This window comes from Streptomyces sp. SID14478 (genome assembly GCF_010548525.1).
GTDB lineage: Bacteria > Actinomycetota > Actinomycetes > Streptomycetales > Streptomycetaceae > Streptomyces.
This window is the reverse complement of record NZ_JAAGMG010000704.1, coordinates 1-6853: the sequence shown is the minus strand read 5'-3', so window position 1 is coordinate 6853 and position 6853 is coordinate 1. Positions and strand designations below refer to the sequence as shown.

Genomic DNA, 6853 nt, shown 5'->3' with positions numbered 1-6853 from the left:
ACCGGCGTCCCGTCGGCCGCGTCGTCCGTGGGGCGCGCGCCCGCGGACAGCGCCCCCTCGGGCAGCGGCGCGGAGAGGATCGCGGCGATCTCGGGGCGCGGGGCGGGCGGCGGGGCGCAGATCCCGCCGAGTTCCTTGGCGCGGACGGCCTTGGTGATCCAGATCCGGTCGAGCACGCGCCGCTCGTCGGCCTCGGCGACCAGGTCCTCGGACTGGTTGTAGTCCCCGTCGGCGGCCTGTACGGCCCACAGGTGGACGGCGACGCCGTGTTCCTTGGCGGCCATCATGCCGGGCAGCAGGTCGCCGTCGCCGGTCACCAGGACCACGTCCGAGCAGGCGCGGTTGCGGGCCAGCTCGGTCAGCTCGGCGTGCATGGCCGCGTCGACGCCCTTCTGTGCCCAGCGCCCGTCGCTGCGGGTCAGGGCGCCCAGCCGGACGGTGACCCGGGGCATCACGCGCAGCCGGCGGTGCTCGGGCTGGGGGACGCGGTCGGGGGCGCCGTCGAACCAGTAGATGCGCAGCAGCTGCCGCTCGGTCTCGGATTCGGCGCGTTCGCGCAGGCCCTGGATGAGGGCGGTGTGGTCGACGTGGATCCGGGATCGGGAGGGCTCGCCCGCAAGGAGGCTCGCGGCCGCCCCCAGGAGATATCCGGCATCCACCAGGACGATGCAACGGTCCACGCGGTCCACCCTCTTTCGCCGACTTCCGACAGTCCGGACGCGCTCACGGGGCGGCGCCCGCGGGTTCGCTTCGGGTTTCCTTCGAGTCTGCCCGACCGCGCGGGGGTTAACGGCCCGAACTCGATCTTCGGCGTGGCGAATACCGCGGGGACGCGACGATTGCGCGCCGATACCGCATGTCACGCACGGTAATTCTCCGAAATGCGACCTTTGTTGACATATGTGAATCTGAACGCGGCCCTGGCCCCGAGATCCCCCGTAGGAGGCAGATCACCATGGCCAAGAACAAGAACCGCAAGCAGGGTGCCCAGCAGGACCGCTCCTCCGCCGCAGAGCAGGCTCAGGAGCAGGCCAAGTCGGCGGCTTCGGAAGCACAGTCCGAGATGCCGCTGACCCAGGCGCAGGGCAGCCCGGCGGATGTTGCCCGTAAGCACCAGAAGCGCTTCGGCCACAACTGACGCCTGATTCCAGGCACTTGGTAAGCGCGAGGGGCTCACCCGGAATTCCGGGTGAGCCCCTCGCGCGTGCCGTCTCCCGGTCAGTCCCGGATCAGCCCGCCAGGCACGAGGCGCCCAGCAGCACCTTCAGGTCGCCGTAGAGCGAGGGGTCCGGCTTCACGCGGTGCCGGTCGAGCCGGAGCACCGTGGTCTTGCGCGGGCCCTGGAGCTTGATGCGGACCTCGCTGTCGCCCCGGTGGTTGGAGAGGATCTCGCCGAGCCTGCTGACCATCGGCGGGGTCACCTTCAGGGCGGGGATGGTGAGGATCACCGGGGCGTTGGTGCCCGCGTTCGACAGGTCGGGGACCTGCATCTCCATGGCGACCAGGCGCGGCACGTCCTCCCGCTTGTCGAGGCGTCCCTTGACGAACACCACGGCGTCCTCGACGAGTTGGGTCGACACCAGCTGGTACGTCGCCGGGAAGAACATGCACTCGATGGAACCGGCGAGGTCCTCGACGGTCGCGATCGCCCACGCGTTGCCCTGCTTGGTCATCTTGCGCTGCAGGCCGGAGATGATGCCGCCGACGGTGACGACCGCACCGTCGCCGAAGTCGCCGCCGGTGAGCTGCCCGATGCCCGCGTCCGCCTTGTCGGACAGCACGTGCTCCAGGCCGAACAGCGGGTGGTCGGAGACGTACAGGCCGAGCATCTCCCGCTCCTGGGCGAGCAGGTACGTCTTGTCCCACTCGTCGGTGGAGAACTCGACGTCGAGACCGAAGCCGGGCTCGCCGCTGTCCTCCTCGCCGCCGCCGAAGAGGTCGAACTGCCCTTCCGCTTCCTTCCTCTTGACCGCGACCACGTTGTCGATCATCGGCTCGTACTGCGCGGTGAGGCCCTTGCGGGTGTGCCCCATCTCGTCGAACGCGCCCGCCTTGATGAGGGATTCGGTCGTCCGCTTGTTGCACGCGGCGGCCTCGACCTTGTCGAGGTAGTCGGGGAACGAGGAGTACTTCCCCTTGGCCTTGCGCGAGCGGATGATCGAATCGACCACGTTCGTACCGACGTTGCGGACGGCCTCCAGGCCGAAGAGGATCACGTCGTCGCCCTGGGCGGCGAAGTTGTGCAGCGACTCGTTGACGTTCGGCGGGAGCACCTTGATCTTCATGCGCCGGCACTCGTTCAGGTAGACGGCCGACTTGTCCTTGTCGTCCTTCACCGAGGTGAGCAGCGCCGCCATGTACTCGGCCGGGTAGTTGGCCTTCAGGTACGCGGTCCAGTAGGTGACCAGGCCGTACGCGGAGGAGTGCGCCTTGTTGAACGCGTAGCCGGCGAACGGCACCAGGACGTCCCACAGGGCCTGGATCGCCTGGTCGGAGAACCCGTTCTTGCGGGCGCCCTCCTGGAAGATGGTGAAGTTCTTCGCCAGTTCCTCGGGCTTCTTCTTGCCCATCACGCGGCGCAGGATGTCGGCCTCGCCGAGCGAGTAGCCGGCGATGATCTGCGCGGCCTTCTGCACCTGCTCCTGGTACACGATGAGGCCGTGGGTCAGGCCGAGCGTCTCCTTCAGGGGCTCTTCGAGCTCCGGGTGGATCGGCGTGATCTCCTGCCGGCCGTTCTTGCGCTCGGCGTAGTTGATGTGCGAGTTCATGCCCATCGGGCCCGGCCGGTACAGGGCCGAGACGGCGGAGATGTCCTCGAAGTTGTCGGGCTGCATCTGGCGCAGCAGCGACCGCATCGGGCCGCCGTCGAACTGGAAGACGCCGAGCGTGTCACCGCGGCAGAGCAGTTCGTACGTCTTGGGGTCGTCCAGGGGGACGTCCAGGAGCTGCAGCTTGATGCCCTTGTTGGACTCCACCATCTTCACGGCGTCGTCCATGATCGTCAGGTTCCTGAGGCCCAGGAAGTCCATCTTGATCAGGCCGAGCGACTCGCACTGCGGGTAGTCCCACTGCGTGATGGTCACGCCGTCGGTGTGCCGCGTCCACAGCGGGGCGTGGTCGACGATGGGCTCGCTGGACATGATGACGCCGGCGGCGTGCACGCCCATCTGCCGGACCAGGCCCTCGACGCCCTTGGCGGTGTCGATGACCTTCTTGACGTCCGGCTCGTTCTCGTACATCCCCCGGATCTCGCCCGCCTCGCTGTAGCGCGGGTGCTTGGGGTCGGTGATGCCGTTCAGGTCGATGCCCTTGCCGAGGACGTCGGCGGGCATCGCCTTGGTGAGGCGGTCCCCCATCGCGTACGGGTAACCGAGCACGCGCGCGGAGTCCTTGATCGCGTTCTTCGCCTTGATCTTTCCGTACGTGCCGATCATGGCGACCTTGTCGGCGCCGTACTTCTCGGTCACGTACCGGATCACCTCGACGCGCCTGCGCTCGTCGAAGTCGATGTCGACGTCGGGCATGGAGACGCGCTCGGGGTTGAGGAACCGCTCGAAGATCAGACCGTGCGTGATCGGGTCGAGGTCGGTGATGCCCATGGCGTACGCGACGATCGAACCGGCCGCCGAACCACGGCCGGGGCCCACCGCGATGCCGTTGTTCTTCGCCCACATGATGAAGTCGGCGACGACCAGGAAGTACCCCGGGAACCCCATCTGGATGATGATGTCCATCTCGTACTCGGCCTGCTTCTGCCGGTCCTCGGGGACACCGTCGGGGTAGCGGCGCAGCATGCCGCGGCGCACTTCCTCCTTGAACCACGTGGTGTTGGTGTAGCCCTCTTCCGGGATGTCGAACTTCGGCATGAGGTCGCGCTTGTCGAACATTCCGGTGGTGTCGATCTGCTGCGCCACCAGGAGCGTGTTGCGGCAGCCCTCCTGCCAGGCGTCCGAGGAGTCGACGGCGTACATCTCGTCCGTGGACTTCAGGTAGTAGCCCGTCCCGTCGAACCGGAAGCGGTCCGGGTCGGAGAGGTTCTTGCCGGTCTGGATGCACAGCAGGGCGTCGTGCGCGGTCGCCTCGTGGGCGTACGTGTAGTGCGAGTCGTTCGTCACCAGCGGCGGGATGCCGAGCTTCTTGCCGATCTCCAGCAGGCCGTCGCGGACCCGGCGCTCGATCTCGATGCCGTGGTCCATCAGCTCCAGGAAGTACCGGTCCTTGCCGAAGATGTCCTGGTACTCGGAGGCGGCCTTGAGGGCCTCGTCGAACTGGCCGAGGCGCAGCCGGGTCTGCAGTTCGCCGGAGGGGCAGCCGGTGGAGGCGATGAGGCCCTCGCTCCACTGGGAGAGCGTCTCCTTGTCCATGCGCGGCCACTTCTGCAGCCAGCCCTCGGCGTACGCGTCCGAGGACAGCTTGAAGAGGTTGTGCAGCCCCGTCTTGTTCGCCGCCCAGATCGTCTTGTGGGTGTAACCACCGGAACCGGAGATGTCGTCGCGCTTCTGGTGGGGCTGGCCCCACTTGATCTTCCGCTTGTTGCGCCGCGACTCGGGGGCGACGTACGCCTCGATGCCGATGATCGGCGTGACGCCCGCGCCCTGCGCGGTGTGGAAGAAGTCGTAGGCCCCGTGGAGGTTGCCGTGGTCGGACATGGCGATGTGGCTCATGCCCATCTCGTTGCAGGCCTTGAACATGTCCTTCAGCCGCGCGGCACCGTCCAGCAGCGAGTACTGGGTGTGGACGTGCAGGTGCGTGAAGGGCGGCTTTGACACGGTGGGGGCCTCCAATGGCGAACGCGAGGCGACGGGGCGGCGGGCAGCGCCTCGTCGAGGGGAGCGGTCGGGCGACGGGTGGGCGGTCCGGGGACAGCTTGGAAGTCTACGACCGACCGCTGACAACCGACGGGCACTCCGGAGTACGGTCGGGCGTTGGACGGGACAGAACATCTGTCCCTCACGTCCGCGTCACGTCGGCACATCCCGCACCAGGAGGCACCCAGCGATGTCGGTTCCGCAGCCCACCGCTGAAGCGCGCGGCGAGGAGATCCTCGCCGTCTTCGACACCGCGTTCGGCGAGCTCCTTGCCGCGGACCCCGCAGCGTTCCGGGTCAAGTTCCGCAAGATGGCGGCCTCGGCGTTCGCGTTCTACCGCGGCACGGCCTGCCTCTACTACCACGACGTGGAGCGCGAGCAGCACGGCGGCCCGTACCTGGACGACCGCACCAGCCGGGTCTGGATCCACGGCGACCTGCACGCGGAGAACTTCGGCACGTACATGGACGCGACCGGCCGGCTGATCTTCAACGTGAACGACTTCGACGAGGCCTACGTCGGCCCGTTCACGTGGGACCTCAAGCGCTTCGCCGCCTCCATGGCGCTGATCGGCTACTCCAAGGCCCTGGGCGACGACCAGATCACCGATCTGGTGCGTACGTACGCGGCGGCCTACCGCGAGCGCATCCACGCGCTGTCCACGGGCGCCAAGAGCGACGAGGTGCCGCCCTTCACACTGGACACGGCCGAGGGGCCGCTCCTGGACGCGCTGCGCGACGCCCGTTCGCTGACCCGGTTCGGGCTGCTCGACTCCATGACGGAGATCCGCGACTTCGAGCGCCGCTTCGCCGAGGGCGGCGGCTCCGTCGAGCTGGACGCGGCGACGCGCTACAAGGTGCTCGCGGCGTTCGACGGCTACCTGGAGACGCTGCCGGAGTCGTCGCTGTCGCGCCCGGACTCGTACCGCGTGAAGGACGTGGTCGGCCGCCGCGGCATCGGGATCGGCTCGGCCGGCCTGCCCTCGTACAACATCCTTCTCGAGGGCAACAGCGACGCCCTCGAGAACGACGTCGTGATCTACATGAAGCAGGCGCAGACCCCGGCCGTCTCCCGGCACATCACGGACGCGGCGATCCAGGACTACTTCCAGCACGAGGGCCACCGCACGGTCATCTCGCAGCGGGCCCTGCAGGCGCACGCGGACCCGTGGCTGGGCTGGACGGAGCTGGGCGGCTCGGGCCAGCTGGTCGCCGAGGTGTCGCCGTACGCGGTGGACCTGGACTGGGGCGACATCGACGACCCGGAGGAGATCGCGGCCGTCGTCGCCGATCTCGGCCGGGCCACGGCGACGATGCACGCGGCGGCGGACGACCTGTCGGGGCAGTCCCTCGTGCCGTTCTCCACGGAGCGCGCCATCGACGCGGCGATCGCCGCCGACGAGGACTCCTTCGCGGGCCTGCTGGTCGATTTCGCCCACTCGTACGGGGCACGCGCGCGTGCGGACCACCAGATCTTCGTGGACCTGTTCCGCAACGGACGCATTCCGGGGCTGTAACGCACAGGTACCCCTTAGGCATCGCTTACAGGCAGTCATGGGACACTCCTCCGCGATGGACGACATATCCGGGGCCCTGTCCGGGACCCAGCTCAGAGCCGTGCGCGCGGCACTGTTCACGGCACTCGTCGTGACGCTGTCCGCCGCGTCGCACGTCCTGCTGTCCCGGGCCCCGCTGCCGCTCACCACGGTCGCCGCGACCGCCTTGGCCGTCTTCGTCATCGCGTACGCACTGGCCGGCCGGGAGCGCGGCTTCGGCCGGATCGCGGCGCTGCTCGTCCCCCTGGAGCTGGCCGCCGACACGGTCTTCACCACCGGCCAGCACCTCTGTTACGGCGAGGCGGGCGGCCCGGTCGCCGGGCCGCTGCGCTCGTTCGGCTTCGACGTGCTGTGCGCGGGCAACGTCGGCACGCCGCTGGCGCGGATGACCGGGGGCAGCACCGACAAGGGCGCCGCGCTGCTCGCGCACACCGACGCGAGCGCGTCGTGGCTGCTGCTGGGCGCGCACGTCACGGTGGGTCTACTCGCG

The 6853-nt window shown here is 68.6% G+C and carries 5 protein-coding genes; 3 read left to right on the top strand and 2 right to left on the bottom strand.

The genetic code is table 11. The features are described 5' to 3' along the window. Window positions 1–680: NYN domain-containing protein (locus G3I40_RS23480; RefSeq protein ID WP_343245006.1), on the bottom strand; the 680-nt coding region annotated here is incomplete at its 3' end. Window positions 681–955: 275 nt separating this feature from the next. On the opposite strand from G3I40_RS23480, the gene G3I40_RS23475 reads away from it, so the two are divergent. After that, complete coding sequence (locus G3I40_RS23475; protein ID WP_164304102.1) at window positions 956–1138, top strand: hypothetical protein; 183 nt, start codon at window positions 956–958, stop codon at window positions 1136–1138. Between the two features lie 91 nt (window positions 1139–1229). Here the strand turns inward: G3I40_RS23475 and dnaE are convergent, their stop codons facing one another. Next, the gene (gene dnaE, locus G3I40_RS23470; protein WP_164304101.1) at window positions 1230–4769 is read right to left on the bottom strand and encodes a DNA polymerase III subunit alpha; all 3540 of its coding nucleotides are present in this window, start codon (window positions 4767–4769) and stop codon (window positions 1230–1232) included. Between the two features lie 229 nt (window positions 4770–4998). Between dnaE and G3I40_RS23465 the strand changes: the two genes are divergently transcribed. Together G3I40_RS23465 and G3I40_RS23460 are read left to right on the top strand one after the other, a co-directional pair. Beyond that, the gene (locus G3I40_RS23465; protein WP_164304100.1) at window positions 4999–6324 is read left to right on the top strand and encodes a DUF2252 domain-containing protein; all 1326 of its coding nucleotides are present in this window, start codon (window positions 4999–5001) and stop codon (window positions 6322–6324) included. A gap of 55 nt (window positions 6325–6379) precedes the next feature. Beyond that, on the top strand, window positions 6380–6853 hold a 474-nt coding region (locus G3I40_RS23460), incomplete at its 3' end, for a hypothetical protein (RefSeq protein ID WP_164304099.1).